The organism is Streptomyces sp. NPDC048484, assembly GCF_040651415.1.
GTDB lineage: Bacteria > Actinomycetota > Actinomycetes > Streptomycetales > Streptomycetaceae > Streptomyces.
In genome coordinates this window covers 64,957-80,662 of sequence record NZ_JBEZJY010000037.1, presented here as the reverse complement: position 1 = coordinate 80,662, position 15,706 = coordinate 64,957, and the positions used below count along the sequence as shown (strand labels likewise).

Genomic DNA, 15,706 nt, shown 5'->3' with positions numbered 1-15,706 from the left:
CTGACGGGCTGGGCGGACCCCGCAGGGGCAGACCCCTCAGGGGTGCCGGCGGACGTACTCACAGCTTCACCGCCCCGCTGACGAGCGCCTGCTGCATGCGCTTCTGCAGCATCGTGTAGACGATCCACACCGGTACGAGGGTGAGGACCGTGCCGGCGGTGAGGACGCCGTAGTCGGTTCCGGTGATCGACTTCAGAGTGGGCAGGGCGACCTGGACCGTGCGCTGCGCGGGGTCGGGTCCGATGATCACGAGTGAGTACAGGTACTCGTTCCAGAAGGTGAGGAAGTTCAGCAGCAGGACGGTCGCGATGCCGGGCATGCACATCGGGATGTAGACATGCCGCAGGACCGCGTACGTGGAGGCGCCGTCCATGCGCGCGGCCTCCTCCATCTCCTTGGGGATGGTCCGCATGAACTGCACCAGGATCACCACGGACAGCGGCATCGCGGTCGCGGGCAGGAACAGCACCATGAACGTACGGGTGTGGAACAGGCCGGTCGCCGCGGCCAGCAGGAACGTCGGGAAGAGCGCGGCGAAGGTGGGGATGAGGAAGCCGAGCGAGAAGACCTTTTCCATGACGGAGGCGGCACGGCCGGTGGACCGGGCGAGGGCGAACGCCGCGGGCAGCGCGAGCGCCAGGGTCAGGACGAGGGCGAAGACCGTCACCAGCGCCGAGTTGACGACGGCGAGTCCCAGGTCGGCGCTGTCGAAGGCGGTGCGGAAGTTGCCGAGACCGAACGAGGTCGGCAGGGCGAAGGGGTGCGCGAAGATCTCGTCGTTCGTCTTGAAGGCCGAAGCGAGGAAGTAGTACAGCGGCACGATCAGCAGGACCGCGTAGGACCACACCAGGATGTGCGCGGGCAGCCAGCGCTTGCCGAGCTTCATGGTGAGCGGCTCCGATCAGTAGTTCTGGCGGAATGCGCGGCGGATGGTGAGCAGTCCGACGAGCCCGGCGAGGAAGAGGATGACGCCGACGGTCTGGCTGTAGCCCAGGTCGGCCGCGATGAACGCCTTCTGGTAGACGAGGAACGACAGGGTGGTCGACGAGCTGCCGGGCCCGCCCTGGGTGAGCAGCAGGACGTGCTGGGCGGACCCGAAGAGCGTCCAGAGGAACTGGAGCATCGTCACCACGCCGACGTAGTCGCGGATGACGGGGAAGTGGATGAGCCACATCGTGCGCCAGTGCCCGGCGCCGTCGAGCTGGGCCGCCTCGCCGAGTTCGTCGGGCACGCTGCCGAGGCGGGCCGCGAACAGTACGGCGGTGAAGCCGATTCCGGCCCATACGTCCAGGGCGATCAGACACGCCAGGGCGGTGGACGGCGAGGCGAGCCAGGCGTCGGTCAGCGAGCCGAGGCCGACCGACTCCAGGGCCCCGTTGGCAAGGCCGTCCGGGGACAGGGCGGCGTAGAACACCATGGCCTTCGCCGGGGTCGAGATGAGCCCCGGGATGAAGAGCAGGTAGCGGATGACCCGGTGTCCCGGCGGCTTCTGCGCGACGTAGTAGCCCAGCATGTAGGCGCACACGATCATGATCGGCAGGGCGACGGCGAGTTGGACCGCGGTGTTGCGCACCGCGTCCCAGAAGACCGGGTCGTCGAGGACGGTACGGACGTTGCCGAGGCCGGCGAACGACACCGGTTGCAGCATGCCCGGCCAGTGCAGGGCGGCGACCACGAAGATCGCGATCATCGGGCCGACCATGAAGACCAGGTACCAGACCAGGGCCGGGACGGCGAGGCCGGTGCCGCCCTGCCGGGGCGGGCGCCGCCCGGTGGTGGCGGACGGCGGGCCGGGGCGGCGGACCGTGGTGTCGCCCGGTGGGGGCGTCAACGTCGTCATGCGGTGACTCCGATGGACTGAGGCGCGGGACGCGGGGCAGGGCACGCGTGCGGGTACGGGGACAGGTACTGGGGCAGGTACGGGGACTGGTACGGGAGGTTCACGCGGAGCGGTACGCCGCTTCGAGCGCGCCGCGGACCTTGGCGGCGCCGGTGCCGCGGGTGAAGGACGTACTGGTCGCGGTGATGAGCGGCTGGGTCGCCGTGGGCGGCACGTACACGTCGGGCAGCAGGACCTGGCTGACGTCGTCCCCCAGCCGCTGGGCGGCCGCGACCAGCGGGAAGTCCGTACTGACCGTGGCCGAGCGCAGCGCCATGTCGCGGCCGCTCTCCCGGATGAACCGGGACACGGTGTCGGGGCGGTACATGAAGCGCAGGAACTTCTCGACGGCGTCGATCTTCTTCGTGCCGTTCGGGCTGATCCAGAACCCGATCAGGGTGTACGTCCGCAGGATCGTCGGCCGCTCGTGGGCGGCGCCCCCGGCGAGCGGCCAGCCGCCCACGTCCGTGTGGCGTGCGACGGGTTCCGGCACCTTCGCGAGCGCCGACGACATCGCCGACTGGATGGCGGCGCCCTGCGTGTTGTACTGCGTGGTCATCGAGTCCGAGGTCAGGCCCTGCGCCTTGTCGACGAACACTCCGGCGTCGCGCAGCTCGACGAAGTACTCGATGCCCTCCTTCGCGCCCCTGCTCCCGCTGAAGTCGCCGGTGGAGTAGACGTGCCGGGCCTCGTCCTCGGTGAGGAAGGTCTGGATGATCTGGGCGAGGAGCTTCTGCCCGGTCCAGTCGTTGCCGCCGGCCGTGACGGGGCCGATGCCCTTGGCGCGCAGTTTGCGGGACGCGGCGATCAGCTGGTCGCCGGTGACCGGGATCTCGTCCACTCCGGCCTTGTCGAGAAGCGACCTGTTGTACGCGACCGGCCAGTTGGTGGCGAAGTAGGGAAAGGCCCGCAGTCTCTTCCTGCTGTCGGTCCAGGCGTCCAGGGCCACCGGCAGCACCCGCTCGCGCAGCCCCCAGTCGTCCAGGTAGTCCTTGACGTCGACTGTCGCGCCGACATCCGTCCAGGCCAGGGTCTTGTCGTACAGGTTGACCATGACCACGTCCGGTTCCTTACGGGCCAGCCGGGAGGTTTCGTAGACCTGGGCGAGGTCGTCGCCGTTGACGAGGTTCTTGACCTTGAGTCCCGGGTTCTCCTTGCGGAAGCGGTCCAGGGATGCCAGATAGGTGGGCGATCCGGGCGCGGTGGTGCCCAGCTGGCTGTGTACGACGAGTGTGTCGGGATCGGAGTCCGCCGCGGTCAGCGCGGAACAGCCGGACAGAGCGGGCAGAGCGGTCGCGGCGGCAAGGCCGGAACCGGCGGCGATGAAGCCGCGCCGAGTCAGCGGTGAGCGCACAGCGGGGTGTCTCCAACCATGGCGGTTAACGAGTGGTTAATCGATGTACCTGCGAGAGTGCGAGGACTTTAGGAGGGGTTCCGCGTGGGGTCAAGACCCGTGGAGGGTGCGCAGGCCGTCACGGGCGTCGGGGTCCGGCCGGATCCGCCCTCTGGGTCTGTGTCTGCTGGGCCTGTCTGCTGTGCCTGTGTCTGCTCGTGCCAGGCCTGTGTCCGGCTTTCCCGTTCAGAGCGTGTCAGTGCCCGGGGCCAGGTACTGCGTCTGCAGAAAGTCCTTGAGGCACAGGGCGGCGAAGGTCGACGCGACATATTTCCAACGATCGTCCTTCACGTCGTCGCCGTGATCGCTGATCCCTCGGAAGATCAACCAGGGCAGGTCGTGCACAGTACGGGCGAAACCATATGATTCCTGGTCCGCTGCGCAGATCGCGTTGTCATTGTCCCTGAGCCTGCGAAGGAAATTTCCGTCCCTGAGGACCTTCTCGCCCGACGTGATCGTCGCGTTGTCTTTCACGATGTGCGGACGGTGCCCGATTTCGAGTCCCTCGGGCAGGTCGTCGCTGTTGAGCCCGCGCAGGAATCGATTGACTTCATCATGGTAGTTGGTGCGATTCGGGTTGTAATGGAAGATCCCGTACCCGTAGGTGTCGGAGTCCTGCGCGTACTGCGGGCGGGGCTCGACGACCGCGCCCAGGCGGGCCGACTCGTAGTAGTGGACCCGTCTGGCGACCACTACGTCACCGCGCTGGACCTGGCCCGGAACGCCTGCCGCGATACCGAGGAGAAACACCACTTTGGGCGCGTACTGTTCCAGCAGGGCTTGGATACACCGCACAATGTGAATGTTGTAAGGTTCGCCGGACGCCGTGATGATCACGGACAGTGATTCGCGGCTTCTGCGGGCGGGCACGCGCGTGGGGTAGAACCGCTGCCCGCCGGCCGATCTGAACACCTCGCCGTTGAGGCCGAACACGGAGAGCGTGGCATCGAGTTCTTCCGGCAGCACCGTGACCACCGCGACGTCGACGGCTTCCTTCGTATGACGGAAGTCCGCGTCTTCCTTGACCCCGGCCAATTCGGGGGGAAGGAACGAGTTGATGACCTTGCGGTCGAGATAGGCCCGAAGTTCGGGTGGCAGCTGCTTCGACCTACGTGCGTAGTCGGCAACCAGCAGGCTGCGTTTCACCTGGCCGTTTCCACCGACTGCGCTTCCCGAGCGAGTGGTCGACCTCCAGACATCCCGCTTGGTGTCGAGGATGTGGGCAAGGGCTCGACATGCCTGCTCCGGGTTCTCCTCCGCCAGAAGATCAGGAGGTGTCGCAAGCCATGAGTTGTCGTCCGTCACGGTCCGCTCCTTCTGGCCCTGATCTTGTACAGGGGGTACACCGGAAGGCCGTCGAGGTCCTGTTCATCGGAGAAATCGAGGATGGGCACCAACGCGATCGGCTCCACTCCGAACTGCTGGAGAATCGATCGAATTGCACGTGCGGTAGTGCCTCGCGCACGGAACTCGTCAAGAATCAGCGCCTTCTTCCGGCGCCTTCCCAGATGTCGCAGTTGTCGTTGCCAGTCCTCATCTGCTGTCGCCGTCAGACGCTCCTCGGAATCCGAGTCGTCCAGGACGTCACGAGGGATCCGGATGGTGATCTGTCGGTTCTCCATCAACACCCCGAGCCTGACGACCAGTTTCTCGATGCGCTCCTCCTGTGGGCAGACGAAGATCGGATCGAGTTGCTCCCCGAGAGCTTTTGACAGGGAGATGGCCTTCAGGGCGATCCAGTCGCCGTACACCTCGAAGACATGCCCCATGTCCGGATGGTATGAGAAGAAGGTGTCGGCATCATGAGGTCCGAACTCCTCGGGGCGCCAGCGTGACCCGAGAAAGATGTTCCAGACGTCGTAACTCCGCAGCGCCTGAAGGTGGTCTTCCAACGGATTCGTATGTCTGAGTCCGATCCGGCACTGCTCGCAGCTCTCGCGGGGCACCTTCGCGCGGTTGAACCGTGTGATTTCATCACAGGGCAGAGGCCCGCCGGACATGTCGAGACCCTGGTCGGTGACGATGATCGCCAATGCCCGGGAGGCCAGTTCAACACCTCGGCCGCGTAGAAGCCGGACCACGTTCTCGTAAGTACGGCCAGTGTGGACCACGTTGAAGAAGAGCACCGCCGTCCCGGTGATCTCAAGGCTGGTCACCTGCTCACTCGACTTGACGCGACGCCAGGTACAGCCGAGGGCGGTGGCCACACCGGCGATCGCGTCGTGCAGATATGTGGTGCCTGATTCGACGCTGATGAGCGTCAGGCCCTTCGGATCGGCCAGGGCGGGCGCGAAGTGCTTCTTCAGCCATCGCTCGGCCATCATCCCGATCTCCTCCACGGCCTGCCCCATGTCGAAGAAGTACCGCGAGCAGTGCGGGATGTCCCGGTTGCCGAAGTCGTAATGTCCCAGCCTCCGGATGACTTTCGTCTCCAAGCGCTGCTTCAGGGACTCGTCCGACGGGGCCCGATGCGCGGCGTACTCCTCCGCGAAACCGTGGCCAAGGCTCTTTGTGCCGCCGTGTGCCCACTCACAGGATCCGTCGTCCGCGATGACGACGATCTTTCCGGCACGGCTGACACTTTCCCCCGAGGACCGCAAGGGAACCCAGAAGTCCGAGGTCTCGGAGGGGCGCTTCCGGACCAGAATCGCGAGCACACGGCGGGAACCGACAGCTATCCACTCCTGCGCGATGACCGCGATGCGGTACAGCAGCGATTCTTCAAGGAGACTGTATGGATTGCCCGTCAGGTCGAGGATCAGGTACCTGGTCCCCCGGCTCACGGGAAGTTGGCCCGTGAGGTGCCTGTGGATCTCGAAATTCCGGGAGTGGAATTCCTCGGAGGTCACGTAGATCGTGTGCTTCGGGGGAATGAGGCGAATAGGCTCCTGCGCGAGTTGGCCGCCGAGCCATCGATAGACGTCGAGGATGTTCTCGTGGACAGGTTCCGGAGCGGCCCTTCTGACCATGATCTTCTGTACGGCGAGGTCAGACATTGTGCACCGGTAGCCGTACCGATATCAGGTTTCCCAACTGCGCAGGCAGAGCGGCGTTCTGCGTCGCCCGAACCTGATAGCGCGCGCCGTCGAAATCCGGGGCGCTCTGAACGGTCAGGCATGTGCCGCCCGTGCGGATCTGAAGACTGCCTCCGAATACGTCGATCGCTGTCCTGTAGAGCGTGTAGATTCCCTGTCCGGCCTGGGGATATCCGGTCGGAGGGACAAGGAGCGGCGTGCCGGCCACCATTTCGGCGAGCAGTACCTCGGAATCCGCAGCGCTCGGGCCGGGCAGCCACCTCGAATCGTAGTTCCTCCGGCTCCGGGTCCAGCCTTCGGAGTCGACGACCAACTGGGCCGACACGCGAGAGTTTCCCTCAAATTCCTTCTCACCGCCCGCCAGCCGCTCCCGAAGCGATGCGATCAGTGTGACGTCGTTGTCCCACACCCCGATGGTGAGTATCCCGTTTCCGTCATCGACCCACGGTGCAGGCAGCTCCATCTGTGAGCCGGCCACGCCCAGCCGCGCGGAACGGTGCGCGACAACGCTGTTGAGCAGTTCGGGAACGAGTACGCGCGCAACATCGGATGCCGACCCCTTGAGAACTCTCTGCAGGAGTTGGACCAGTGCGTAGCCGGTCCAGCGGGCGGTCTCGTCCTCGACGAACTGGAGGCGGCTCATCGCATCGTCCAACCGGTACGGACATATCCCGAAGTTCTGTCGCTCGACGAGATAGGGCAGGACACTCGACCGAAGGTTGTCGACCCCGTGACTCGACGGCTCCTGCGTTTCCGGCCAGTTTTCCCCGAAGTAGGTTTCGTCTTCCTCGGAGACGAGGAGGCGGAACGGAGTGCGGGTCACGGCCGACACCGCGTCCGGGAACCTCCAAAGCCGCAGGCAATGCCGCGCCGCCGCGTTCCTGGGAAGCCGGAACCGGGTCTCGCCGCCGGAGTCCTTGCGCATCGCCGCGACAGACAACACCCGCAGCATCGCGATGACATCGAACGTCACTGCCGTACTGAGGTCGATCCACACTGTCTCTGCAGTCACCAGAAGCGGGGAAGCGGCTGTGCATTTCTCGTCCACCTTCTCGACCGAGATGTGCCCGCCGAGGTGCATGCTGAGCGTGTTTTCGATGGGAGTGAGACCTTCGGCGCGCATGTTCCCCCGAACTGCATGACGGTACGTTCTCGAACGATCACCGAAAGTATTCAATAGTACTGGCGAAGTACCGCAGTGGCCAGCCGTTCACCCGAAGGTCATGCCTCGACGGCCGCGCGTCGACCGGCCTCGAAGCCGGCTGCCTCCATCCGGTGGGGTGGGCCGGTGTCAGTCGGCGGCCACCTGTCGACGGGCTGTGATGCCGGTGAGGATCAGGTCGATGCCGGCGACGAACTCTGTCCGGTCGTCGTGGTCGCGTAGTTGGTCTGCGACGTTTCGGGTGAACGGGTATGCGTCGGGATCGAGGTCCGCCCATGCGGCCGAGGTGGTGTCGAGGAACTCGGTGCGGTTCGTGCCCGGCTGCCGTGCCAGGTGTGTCTGGGTGTTGGCCGCGTTCTGTCCACCCACTCCGAGGATGTAGTTCAGCAGGGAGGACGCCGCGGTGAACTGGGCGGCGTGGGGTACACCGAGCGCTTGTACCTGGCGTCCGAGGTGTTCGAAGACTCGCAGGAGAGGCGACTGCCCCGGGGCCCGGGCGAGCTGCGTGCCGATCCACGGGTGGGCCTCGATCGCGTCGAACACGCCGAGTGCGAGTCCGCGGATCGCTTCCTGCGGCGTCGTGCCGGCGGCGGTGTCGGCGCTGTCGGTGGCAGCGGCAGTGTCGTTGGTGTCGGCGGTCATGATGCCGGCGACGACGGCGTCGGTGGCGGCATTGAGGAGTTCGTCCTTGCCCGAGACGTGCCAGTAGATCGCACCTGGCCCGGTGGCGAGGCGTTCGGCCAGAGCGCGAAATGTGAGTCCGCCCTCGCCCGCCGTATCGAGAAGCCCGATCGCGGCCTCGATGATGCGCTCCCGGGAGAGCGGTTCCTCTCGTCGCTCTGTGCGACGTGTCCTGGCTGCCATGCCCACATCCTGACACAGCCCTGGAACGCTGTTCCAGCTTGACATCTATGGAACGCCGTTCCAGGCTGGGACTGGAACGACGTTCCATAGATGACCTGCCGGGTGTCCGCCCGGCAGACGTGCGACACACAAGGAATCACCATGACCACTGACGTCACGATCATCGGCGCCGGCCTCGGCGGCCTCACGCTGGCTCGCGTCCTCCACGTGCACGGCATCCCGGCGACGGTCTACGAGGCGGAGCCCTCGGCGGCCGCTCGCTCGCAGGGCGGGATGCTCGACATCCACGAGTACAACGGTCAACCGGCTCTTCGGGCGGCAGGCCTGATGGACGAGTTCCGCAGCCTCATCCTGGAAGGCCGCCAGGCGACGCGGGTCCTCGACCGGGAAGGAAACGTTCTGGTCGACATACCCGACGACGGCACGCGTGGACGCCCCGAGGTGCAGCGCGGCGAGTTGCGGCAGGTCCTGCTCGACTCGCTCCCGGCAGGCACCGTCCGATGGGGCCACAAGGTCAGCGGTGTCCGTGCCCTCGGTGACAGCCGCCACGAGGTGACCTTCTCCGACGGAACCACCCTTGTCACGAGCCTGCTCGTCGGCGCCGACGGCGCGTGGTCACGAGTGAGGCCGCTGCTCTCCGACGCCACACCCGAGTACGTCGGCGCGTCGTTCGTCGAGACCCACCCGTTCGACAGTGACGCCCGGCATCCCGCCGGCGCGAAAGCGGTCGGCGGCGGGGCGATGTTCGCGCTCGCGCCGGGGAGGGGGATACACGCTCACCGTGAGAGGGGCGGAACTCTCCACGCCTACATCACGCTCAACAAGCCGCAGGACTGGTTCGCGAGTATCGACTTCACCGACTCCGCCGCGGTCAGGGCGGTGATCGCGGCGGAGTTCGACGGCTGGGCTCCGGAGCTCACGGCGCTGATCACGGCCGGCGAGACCGCACCGGTACTGCGCCCCGTCCACACCCTGCCCATGGGGCACCGGTGGGACCGTGTGCCCGGCGTGACCCTGCTCGGCGACGCGGCCCACCTGATGGTCCCGTCCGGCGAAGGCGCCAACCTGGCCATGTACGACGGCGCCGAACTCGGCCGGGCCATCGCCGCGCACCGCCACGATGTCGAGGCCGCGCTGAGTGAGTACGAGCGAGCCCTGTTCCCCCGAGGTGTCGAGGCCGCCGCCGAGGCCGCCGACATCTTCCGGCTCTGCTTCCTCGACGACAACGCACCCCAGGGCTTGGTCGACTTGTTCACCGGACACGAGCAGCGCCAGTAGAGCTAAGGAGAACTCGGAGTCCAGAAGCTCCAGGACCAGGACGGGCGGAGCGCGTTGTCAGGGGCTCTCACCCCACCGGGGTGTCCAGCGGGCGCAGTTCGTCCGCGTACGAGACGGAGACCCGGCGCATCAGCCCGTCCTCGGTGATGTCGTACTGCCCCATGCGCAACAGCGGCGGCGAGTACGCGTGCAGGGACACCGCGTCGTCGGTGGCGCCGGTGAGGCGGTGGATGTGCTCGGGGCCGAAGCAGAAGGACTTGCCGGCGTCGACCGTGACGGACAGGTGGCTGCCGCCGATGCGCGGGTTGGACTCGTTCAGTGCGCCCTGCACGACGCTGACCGCGCCGGAGGACAGGTCGTGGTCGTGCCAGCCGGTGTCGTTCTGCCGGGTCCAGCACAGCAGCCAGACGTCGACGTACTCGTCGCGGTACAGGGAGGCGTAGTGCCGTTCCTCGTCGGAGAAGGCGACCTGCGCCCGCCACAGGCCCGGGCGGGCGGCGAGGTCGTCGACGAGGGCCTGGAGCTCACGCTTGTCCAGGGTGCGGTCCGGCAGGGATCCGTACGTCATGGAGGCGCTCCCTTCGTGATGGTGTCCGCCGCACGCCGTGGGCGCGGCCGTGCAGCGGACGGGCGGGGTTGACGGTGCGCAGCGCGAGGACAGCGGCGTCCGCGCCGAGGAGGTCGGTGGAGGTCAGTGCGAGGCGGGGGAGGGGCTGGAGTGACTTGGCCGAGGGAGGTTAAGCGCTTCAGTGATGCGGTTAAATTAAGCGGTTAACAAGATGCCGTGTCAAGCCTTCGCGCACCGTGCGGACAGTCACCGGTAGGCTTCACCGCATGGCCAGGCCAAACAAGCGCACCACCCTCAGGGAGGTGGCCGAGGCCACCGGCCTTTCCACCGCCGCCGTCTCCTACGCCCTGCGCGGCAAGCAGGTCTCGAAAGAGACCGAGGAACGAGTACGCAAGGCCGCCGCCGACCTCGGTTACGAGGCCGACCCCATCGCCCGCGCTCTGGCCAGTGGCCGCACGAGCATGGTCGGGGTCCTCGCCGGCGACCTCCAGGACCTCTGGCAGCAACAGCTGATGGCCGCGATCGGCCGCGAACTCCTCGTCGGCGACCGCTACGCCCTCATCCTGGACGCCGGCGCGGACCCCGGCCGGGAACTCGCCCTCGCCAAACGACTGCGCGATCAGCGTGTGGACGCCCTGCTCGTCTCTCCTGTGGACCCCTCCGCGGAGGGGTGGGCGCCGATCGCCGACGCTCTGCCGGTCGTGGCCATAGGTGACTCCCTCAGCCGCGCCCGCACCGCCGGGCAGGTCATCTTCGACAACAGGGCCGGTATCGACGCCGTACTGCAATACCTGCACGCCCTCGGCCACCGCCGGGTCACCGTGCTCACCCCGACCCGGCCCAGCACCCCCGACCGCCCCGCCGACGTCTACGTGCGGGAGGCCGCCGACCGTCTCGGACTGTGTGTCGAACTCGTCCCCTGTCCGCAGGAGTTGGGCGAGGCGACGGCGGTGGCACGGGACGTCCTGGACCGGGGGAGAGGCGCCACCGCCGTCTTCTGCTTCTCCGACTCCCTCGCCTACGGGGTGTACGCGGCCGCGGCGGAGGCCTCGCTCCACGTCGGGCGGGACATCTCCGTGGTCGGCTTCGACGACCACCCCGTCTCCCGTGTCCTCACGCCCCCGCTCACCACCGTCGACTGGGGGCTGGCCGAGATCGCCAAGGAAGCGGCCCGGCTGACCGTCGCGGCGATCGAAGGCAGACGGGTCCGCAGGAAGCGCATCCTGTGCGCACCGCGGATGAGCGAACGCGGCTCGGCCGTACGCCTCTGAGGTGCGGCCTGGCCCACATCGACGCGGTAGTCGACCAGGCCGACAACGTACGGTTCAGCGAGGTGAACGCGCGTCTGCGCGCCATGCAAGAACACGGGTTCGCTCGGGATTCCCGGATCAAGTGGCGCTCTGTTCCTGGCGACTTCCCCGCATGGCACCGCGTGTATGCCTCCTTCCGCAGGTGGCAAAAGAACGGCCTGGTCAAGGAGATGCACGACGGCTGCGCGGAAAGGTCCGCGAGGCCCAGGGCCGGGAGACGGAGCCGACCGCGTACGAGTGGCCGTCAGCGGTGAGGATGGCGGTGGGGGCGCGGTCCGTGCCGAGGTGGACGCACCGGTGTTGTTCGGTGGCATGACCTTCGCCCACGGCGGCGTCCTGCACGCCGATGGTGACGGGGTGGGCCGGTTGCCGGGCGGCTGAGCGGCTATGACGCTCGTTGTCCCGCGTCCGGATCCCGCGTCTGGCCGCCGCAGAGGGCCAGGCTCCTCGAGCGGATACTCGGTGTGGTCAGACATCTCATGTCGTTCGACGTCAGGCGGGATGGGGGTGTGCGTGGTGTGACCAGGCGGTTGCTTCGTCGTAGTGGGTGGCGGAGGGCGGGGTCGTAGCCGACCTCGCGGGCGCGTTGTTCGGCGTTCTCCAACACGTTGATTCAACAGGAAGACATCACACGTCGGCATGGTCCGGCAGTGGGGCGCCTGGCTCCCCGGCTCCGCGCCGGACGCGCGGCCGGTGTCACTCCCAGATCACGATGTTGCGACGGACCGGAACCGTCGTGGCGTCGGTGGCGAAGAGTTCCGGTGAATGGGCGCGAATGCGTTCGATGTCGTTGAAGACGGCCCGCAGGTGCGTGCGCATGGCGGTGCGGGCGAGCGGGATGTCTCCTGCTGCGACGGCGTCCAGGATTTCCAGGTGCTGGATGGCGAACACGGTCGGCGACACGTTCTCATGGAGGCCGAGGCGTCGCGCCCGGTCCAGGTGGCCCTTGGCCCCGGCCACCGTGGTCCAGACGTTGCCATGACCGCTGAGCCGCATCAGACCCTGGTGGAAGGACTCGTCCAGGGCGAAGAACTCCTCCAGGCCGAGTTCCGTGTGCTGCTGGCGCTCAAGGTTGTCCCGCAGCTCGGCGAGGACCGCGGGATCGAGCTGAGCGGGCAGGTCCTCCAGCGAGGCCAGCTCCACCGCCTCCCGCAAGAACTGCGCGTCCGCGACCTGTGCGGGGTCCACCCGCGACACGAAGGACCCGATCTTCGGGAAGACCTGTACCAGGCCTTCCTGGGCCAGCAGGATCAAACTCTCCCGCACCGGGGTGCGACTGACTCCCAGTGAGACGGCGATCTCGTTCTCCGAGAGGGCCGCGCCCGGGGCGAGTTCGAGGGTCAGGACCATCTGGCGCAGCTTCAGGTAGATGTCGCGCCTGCTCGTCCGCCGCCCGTTCGATTGAGCCATGCGCCCATCCTACGTAGCGCGGGGGAGGGGTCTTGCTCATCTATGCGACCAGTGCTTGTATACAAGTACTGCACGACACGTTGCCGGGGTGGTCGGGACCATCGGCTCGGCAGCCGTCCCCGCCGTAAGGAGAGCCGCCAGTGAACAGGATCGAGCGGGTCGAGGTGCTCGTCGCCTCCCCGGGGCGCACGTTCGTCACGTTGCGCATCACCACCACGGACGGGGTCACCGGACTCGGTGACGCCACACTCAACGGTCGAGAGCTGGCGGTCGCGAGCTATCTCCGCGATCACGTGGTCCCGCTGCTGATCGGCAGGGACGCCGACCGCATCGAGGACACCTGGCAGTACCTCTACAAGGGCGCGTACTGGAGGCGCGGACCGGTCACCATGACCGCGATCGCCGCCGTCGACACCGCCCTGTGGGACATCAAGGGCAAGATCGCCGAACTGCCCGTCTACCAGCTGCTGGGCGGTCGCTCCCGGGACGGCGTCCTGGTCTACTCGCACGCCAGCGGCACCGACGTGCCCTCACTGCTGGACGACGTCGGGCGCTATCTGGAACTGGGCTACAAAGCCGTACGGGCGCAGGCCGCCGTGCCCGACGTCGGCGGCACGTACGGAGTGCGCAAGGGCAAGGTCTACGAGCCGGCGGCCACCGAGCTGCCGGACGAGCAGCCGTGGGACACCGAGGCATATCTCCAGTTCGCGCCCACGTACCTGGAGGCCGTCCGGGAGCGCTTCGGCTTCGGTTTCCACCTCCTGCACGATGTGCACCACCGGCTCACGCCCATCGAGGCGGCCCGGTTCGGCAAGAGCGTCGAGAGTTGCCGGCTGTTCTGGATGGAGGACCCGACCCCGGCCGAGAACCAGGAGGCCTTCCGGCTCATCCGGCAGCACACCACGACGCCGATCGCGGTCGGCGAGGTGATGAACTCGATTTGGGACGTCCAGCAGCTCATCACCGAACAACTCGTCGACTACGTCCGCACGACAGTCGTCCACGCGGGCGGTATCACCCATCTGCGGCGGATCTTCGACCTTGCCGCCCTCTACCAGGTGCGCACCGGCTCCCACGGAGCGACCGACCTGTCCCCGGTCAGCATGGCCGCCGCCGTGCATCTCGACATCACCGTGCCGAACTTCGGTATCCAGGAGTACATGGGACACGCGGACGAGACCGCCGAGGTGTTCCGCACGGGCGTCACGTTCGCGGACGGCATGCTCCACCCCTCCGACGAACCGGGCCTCGGCGTCGAGTACGACGACAAGGCCGCCGAGCGCTTCCCCTACCAGCGCCGCTACCTCCCGGTCGCGCGTCGCCTCGACGGCTCGGTGCACGACTGGTGAGCACCGACATCCGACCGCCGCTGAACCGCATGTCGCTCGCCGGGCTCGCACCCGGCCTGCGGCCCGTGATCGACCCGGCCGAACTGCGCACGCGCGTCGTCCACTTCGGCCTCGGTGCCTTCCACCGGGCCCACCAGGCCGTGTACACCGAGCACGCCGCCGCACGCTCCGGCGAGCCCTGGGGCATCACCGCGGTCGCGCCCCGATCCGTCGAGACCGTACGAGCGCTGCGGGAGCAGGACTGCCTGTACTCGCTCACCGAACGCCGTCCGGACGGTCACCGTTCCCGCGTGGTGGGCTCCGTCGTCGGCGCCCTCGCCATGGGACCCGACGCCAGGGCCGTGGACGCCCTGCTCACCGATCCCGAGGTGACAGTGGTGACCCTGACCGTGACGGAGAAGGGCTACCACCGTTCTCCGGCGACCGGTGGCCTGGACACCGGGGCCCCGCCCGTTGCCGCCGATCTCTCCGCGGACCCCGGCGGACCCCTCACCACGGTGATCGGGCGACTGGCCGCCGGGCTGGCGGCACGGATGCGCGCGGGCGCCCCGCCGATCAGCGTCGTGTCCTGCGACAACATGGCGGACAACGGCGCGTCGCTGCGTCGCGGCATCCACGACTTCGTCCGCGCCTCCACCTGGCCGGACCGAACGCACATCCTGGACCGGATGACCGAAACGGTCGCCTTCCCCGCGACGGTCGTGGACCGGATCGTGCCCGCGACCGACGAGTCGGACCGGGCCGCCGCCCTCGCCTCGCTCGGGCTGCGTGATGCGCTGCCCGTGGCGGCCGAGCCGTACCGGCAGTGGGTGCTGCAGGATTCATTCGCCGGGCCCCGGCCGCCCTGGGAGCTCGACGGGGCACTGTTCGTCGAGGATGTCGCGCCCTACCAGCTCACCAAGTTGCGTCTGCTGAACGGTTCCCACTCGGCCCTCGCCTACCTCGGCACCGCCGCGGGCCTCACCACGATCGCCGACACCATGGCGACCGACTGGGGCGAGGATCTCGTCCGGGCGCTGTGCGCGGAGGTTGCCCACACCCTCCCCTCGGGCGGCCCCGACCCGACCGCGTACGCCGAGGACCTCGTCGTACGCTTCCGCAATCCCGCGATGCGGCACCGGCTGCTCCAGATCGGCTCCGACGGATCGCTGAAGATCACGGAGCGTTGGCTGCCGGCTCTGCGTGAACTGCGCGCCCGCGGCACGCGCACTCCGGTCCTGGAGCTGGCCCTTGCCGCCTGGGCGCTCGGCACTCGCCGGGCCGACGCGCTCCCGGACCCCGCGGCCGACACGCTCGCCGCCTGTTGGGGGTCCACGGCCAATCCGTCCGACACGGTACGCGCGCTGCTGCGAGCCGTCGGCGCGAACGATCTGGCGGACGACGACGTCCTCACCGCCGCTGTCGCGGACCGGTTTCCCGGGTTGCGGGCCGGACGCGTCGAACTCTGAGCCCGCACAC

General features: G+C 67.7%; 14 protein-coding genes. 5 read left to right on the top strand and 9 right to left on the bottom strand.

The features are described from left to right. Positions 1-58: 58 nt before the first annotated feature. The 7 genes from AB0D14_RS31930 to AB0D14_RS31900 form a co-directional block, all read right to left on the bottom strand. Complete coding sequence (locus tag AB0D14_RS31930) at positions 59-886, bottom strand: carbohydrate ABC transporter permease (RefSeq protein WP_362786087.1); 828 nt, start codon at positions 884-886, stop codon at positions 59-61. A 15-nt stretch (positions 887-901) separates the two neighbouring features. Further along, entirely contained in the window at positions 902-1,840 is a 939-nt protein-coding gene (locus AB0D14_RS31925) for a sugar ABC transporter permease (protein ID WP_362786085.1), read from the bottom strand. A 100-nt stretch (positions 1,841-1,940) separates the two neighbouring features. Further along, complete coding sequence (locus tag AB0D14_RS31920) at positions 1,941-3,233, bottom strand: ABC transporter substrate-binding protein (protein ID WP_362786083.1); 1,293 nt, start codon at positions 3,231-3,233, stop codon at positions 1,941-1,943. A 225-nt stretch (positions 3,234-3,458) separates the two neighbouring features. Further along, positions 3,459-4,577 (bottom strand): hypothetical protein, encoded by a 1,119-nt coding sequence (locus tag AB0D14_RS31915; RefSeq protein ID WP_362786082.1) that lies wholly within the window; start codon positions 4,575-4,577, stop codon positions 3,459-3,461. Then, the gene (locus AB0D14_RS31910; RefSeq protein WP_362786081.1) at positions 4,574-6,268 is read right to left on the bottom strand and encodes a hypothetical protein; all 1,695 of its coding nucleotides are present in this window, start codon (positions 6,266-6,268) and stop codon (positions 4,574-4,576) included. Before AB0D14_RS31910 ends, AB0D14_RS31915 begins: the two co-directional genes overlap by 4 nt. Beyond that, positions 6,261-7,430: a hypothetical protein gene (locus AB0D14_RS31905; RefSeq protein WP_362786080.1), complete on the bottom strand. Its 1,170-nt coding sequence runs from the start codon at positions 7,428-7,430 to the stop codon at positions 6,261-6,263. Before AB0D14_RS31905 ends, AB0D14_RS31910 begins: the two co-directional genes overlap by 8 nt. Before the next feature lie 168 nt (positions 7,431-7,598). Next, on the bottom strand, positions 7,599-8,333 hold the full coding sequence (locus tag AB0D14_RS31900; RefSeq protein WP_362786078.1) for a helix-turn-helix domain-containing protein: 735 nt from the start codon (positions 8,331-8,333) through the stop codon (positions 7,599-7,601). Between the two features lie 141 nt (positions 8,334-8,474). Between AB0D14_RS31900 and AB0D14_RS31895 the strand changes: the two genes are divergently transcribed. Beyond that, the gene (locus AB0D14_RS31895) at positions 8,475-9,611 is read left to right on the top strand and encodes an NAD(P)/FAD-dependent oxidoreductase (RefSeq protein WP_362786076.1); all 1,137 of its coding nucleotides are present in this window, start codon (positions 8,475-8,477) and stop codon (positions 9,609-9,611) included. A 67-nt stretch (positions 9,612-9,678) separates the two neighbouring features. On the opposite strand, the gene AB0D14_RS31890 is transcribed toward AB0D14_RS31895, so the two are convergent. Beyond that, positions 9,679-10,179 carry a cysteine dioxygenase family protein gene (locus AB0D14_RS31890; RefSeq protein ID WP_362786075.1) on the bottom strand — a complete coding sequence of 167 codons (501 nt, stop codon included), beginning with the start codon at positions 10,177-10,179 and terminating at the stop codon, positions 9,679-9,681. A 266-nt stretch (positions 10,180-10,445) separates the two neighbouring features. Here AB0D14_RS31890 and AB0D14_RS31885 point away from each other — a divergent pair, with 266 nt between their 5' ends. Both AB0D14_RS31885 and AB0D14_RS31880 read left to right on the top strand, forming a co-directional pair. Continuing rightward, positions 10,446-11,450, top strand: a complete 1,005-nt coding sequence (locus tag AB0D14_RS31885) for a LacI family DNA-binding transcriptional regulator (protein ID WP_362786073.1) — start codon at positions 10,446-10,448, stop codon at positions 11,448-11,450. A gap of 276 nt (positions 11,451-11,726) precedes the next feature. After that, a complete protein-coding gene (locus tag AB0D14_RS31880; protein WP_362786071.1) occupies positions 11,727-11,870 on the top strand; it encodes a hypothetical protein in 144 nt (47 codons plus the stop codon). A 315-nt stretch (positions 11,871-12,185) separates the two neighbouring features. Here AB0D14_RS31880 and AB0D14_RS31875 read toward each other — a convergent pair whose 3' ends face one another. Further along, on the bottom strand, positions 12,186-12,899 hold the full coding sequence (locus AB0D14_RS31875) for a GntR family transcriptional regulator (RefSeq protein WP_362786069.1): 714 nt from the start codon (positions 12,897-12,899) through the stop codon (positions 12,186-12,188). 140 nt (positions 12,900-13,039) lie between these two features. On the opposite strand from AB0D14_RS31875, the gene manD reads away from it, so the two are divergent. Both manD and AB0D14_RS31865 read left to right on the top strand, forming a co-directional pair. Continuing rightward, positions 13,040-14,248 (top strand): D-mannonate dehydratase ManD, encoded by a 1,209-nt coding sequence (gene manD, locus AB0D14_RS31870; protein ID WP_362786067.1) that lies wholly within the window; start codon positions 13,040-13,042, stop codon positions 14,246-14,248. Beyond that, the gene (locus AB0D14_RS31865; RefSeq protein WP_362786065.1) at positions 14,245-15,696 is read left to right on the top strand and encodes a mannitol dehydrogenase family protein; all 1,452 of its coding nucleotides are present in this window, start codon (positions 14,245-14,247) and stop codon (positions 15,694-15,696) included. Before manD ends, AB0D14_RS31865 begins: the two co-directional genes overlap by 4 nt. Positions 15,697-15,706 lie beyond the last annotated feature (10 nt).

Coding starts and splice junctions, on each gene's coding strand:
- AB0D14_RS31900 (WP_362786078.1), bottom strand. CDS start 8,333: ATGGCAGCCAGGACACGTCGCACAGAGCGACGAGAGGAACCGCTCTCC.
- AB0D14_RS31895 (WP_362786076.1), top strand. CDS start 8,475: ATGACCACTGACGTCACGATCATCGGCGCCGGCCTCGGCGGCCTCACG.
- AB0D14_RS31885 (WP_362786073.1), top strand. CDS start 10,446: ATGGCCAGGCCAAACAAGCGCACCACCCTCAGGGAGGTGGCCGAGGCC.
- AB0D14_RS31930 (WP_362786087.1), bottom strand. CDS start 886: ATGAAGCTCGGCAAGCGCTGGCTGCCCGCGCACATCCTGGTGTGGTCC.
- AB0D14_RS31905 (WP_362786080.1), bottom strand. CDS start 7,430: ATGCGCGCCGAAGGTCTCACTCCCATCGAAAACACGCTCAGCATGCAC.
- AB0D14_RS31890 (WP_362786075.1), bottom strand. CDS start 10,179: ATGACGTACGGATCCCTGCCGGACCGCACCCTGGACAAGCGTGAGCTC.
- AB0D14_RS31910 (WP_362786081.1), bottom strand. CDS start 6,268: ATGTCTGACCTCGCCGTACAGAAGATCATGGTCAGAAGGGCCGCTCCG.
- AB0D14_RS31925 (WP_362786085.1), bottom strand. CDS start 1,840: ATGACGACGTTGACGCCCCCACCGGGCGACACCACGGTCCGCCGCCCC.
- AB0D14_RS31875 (WP_362786069.1), bottom strand. CDS start 12,899: ATGGCTCAATCGAACGGGCGGCGGACGAGCAGGCGCGACATCTACCTG.